Annotated in this window: 1 pseudogene; it reads left to right on the top strand. The window is 67.1% G+C overall.

The features are described from left to right. Nucleotides 1–353 (top strand): annotated as a pseudogene (locus tag F6S12_RS33180) (hypothetical protein); the annotation flags it as partial.

Raw genomic sequence — 353 nt, 5'->3', positions numbered from 1 at the left:
GGCGCCCGATCCTGCGCCATCGCCTGCAGGCCCGGCGCAGCCCTCGATGATGCAGACGATGAACGCGCACCTGCTCAAGCAGGCCGGCACGCCCAGCAGCGACAGCACCGATGCCCTGAACAGCCAGATTGTCCAGGCGGTGCAGTTCAGCAATGCCCAGACCTTCAGCTATGCCCCGGCGCAGATCGCAGCAGCGCCGGACATGATGATCAGCCAGGCCGCCGGCCTGGTGGCGCAGTCGGCGGCGGGGTATTTCGACGGGGTCAGCAAGCTGGCCCTGGCGGCCCAGGCGGTGCTGCTCAAGCAGATGACCGAGAACATCGTCAAAGAGAACGTCAAGGGGGCTGCCGAGG

Source organism: Pseudomonas sp. JV245A (assembly GCF_032424515.1).
GTDB lineage: Bacteria > Pseudomonadota > Gammaproteobacteria > Pseudomonadales > Pseudomonadaceae > Aquipseudomonas > Aquipseudomonas protegens.
Note: the sequence above shows the minus strand (reverse complement) of the source record. Positions and strands in the feature narration are given on the sequence as shown.